This window comes from Streptomyces pseudoechinosporeus (assembly GCF_054783935.1).
The window spans coordinates 1-1,820 of record NZ_BAAGPS010000114.1 but is presented as its reverse complement, the minus strand read 5'-3'; the positions used below and the strand labels follow the sequence as shown (position 1 = coordinate 1,820).

Here is a 1,820-nt window from a genome sequence, read left to right as displayed (position 1 = left end):
CTGTGCGGGAGATGAAGGATTTGTGGCCCTTCGGCGTCGCCCTGCGGGGGGAGACGTCAAACCGCCTCATGCCGCGTTAGCTGAAGACTGTCGTGGTGAGCGATGAGGAAAAGGCGTCGTGAGAGGCGTCAGGTGGGGACCGGGAAGACGAACGCAAGTGAATCGCTGCCGACGTGTCGAAAAACTTACAAACGACATCGAAACCGGAGTGTGACCAGAACTCCGGGATGAGCCTGGCGGGTGCCCGTCTATTGGCCAGGCGGTGTCCGGCATGTAGGCGACGTGAGTCCGGTCTGCGGCTTCCGCGCGGAACAGGAGAAGGCGTACCCCGATACCGCCCCACCCCTGTGGTGGGGGAGAGGGAGCACCCCAAGCAGCGGACACTGTGAGGGGTTGAGTACCGATGCGGGGTGTGCTGGCGGACCGGCTCGTAGTAGTGGTGAAGCCCCTGTAATGGGGGTGGAGCGAAGGGGCCGGGTCGTTCGTGACTGTGTTGATCGCATCAACCGGACAGCGTCCGGGAGGAGTTCGGTGGACCAGTTGAAGTCACAGGTCAAGCCGTTTGAGATTTCGAAGTGGGAAGTCAAGGAAGCATGGGAGGAAGTCAGGGCGAATAAGGGAGCGCCCGGGGTGGATGGGCAGAGCATTGCTGACTTCGAGAAGGACCTGAGAAACAATCTCTACAAGGTCTGGAACCGGATGTCATCGGGCTCCTACTTTCCACCCCCGGTGCGTGCGGTGACGATTCCCAAGTCGCACGGAGACGGCACGAGAATGCTTGGCATTCCCGCTGTCGCCGACCGTGTGGCCCAGACCGTCGTGGCCCGGCATCTGATGCGCCGGGTGGATCCTGTGTTCCATCCGGATAGCTTCGGATACCGGCCCGGACGGTCTGCCTTGGACGCGGTGGAGAAGTGCCGGGAACGCTGCTGGAAACGGGACTGGGTGGTCGAGTTCGACATCACCCAGTTCTTCGACAGCGTGCCCTGGGACCTCATGGTCAAGGCTGTGGAAGCGCACACGGACGCCGTCTGGGTGAAGTTGTACGTTGATCGGTGGCTCCGTGCGCCGCTTCAACTGCCGGACGGCTCCCTGCTGGAGCGAGAGCGCGGGACACCCCAAGGCGCCCCGGTTTCTCCCGTTTTGGCGAACCTGTTCCTGCACTACGCGTTCGATGCCTGGATGGTCCGGGAGTTCCCGACTGTACGGTTCGAACGCTACGCGGACGATGCGGTGCTGCACTGCGTCACCGAGCGTCAGGCCCACGAGGTGCTGGCCGCGCTCAGGGACAGGATGGCCGAGGTCGGACTGCATCTGCATCCGGCCAAGACCCGGATCGTGTACTGCCGGGACGGCGCACGCCAACGTGCCTTCGAGCACACGGCGTTCACGTTCCTCGGATACACCTTCCGCGCCAGACTGAACCGGAGCCGGCACGGGAATCTGTTCCTGTCGTTCGAGCCGGCGGTCAGCAAGGACGCCCTGAAGAAGATGGGGCGGGAAGTGCGGTCCTGGCACCTGCACACCCGCTCGGAACTGTCCTTCCAAGACCTCGCCCGCAGAATCAACCCTGTCGTGGCGGGATGGATCAACTACTACGGCCGGTTCCGGCCCTGGGAACTGGATCCCTTCCTGATGCGCATCAACGCCTACCTGGTGCGCTGGATCCGCCGGAAGTACAAGCGGCTCGCGGCCAAGCGGAAGGCCATCGCGAAGATGCACGAGATCGCCCAGCGGTATCCCCGTATGTTCGCGCACTGGCGTTGCACCACCGCAGCCGTATCGATCTGACGATCAGAACGACAAGAGCCGTATGACGG

General features: G+C 63.1%; 1 protein-coding gene. It reads left to right on the top strand.

What is annotated here, in order from left to right; all coding sequences use genetic code 11:
- Positions 1-531: 531 nt before the first annotated feature.
- Positions 532-1,791, top strand: a complete 1,260-nt coding sequence (ltrA, locus tag ACYVO6_RS49475; protein ID WP_461073642.1) for a group II intron reverse transcriptase/maturase — start codon at positions 532-534, stop codon at positions 1,789-1,791.
- Positions 1,792-1,820 lie beyond the last annotated feature (29 nt).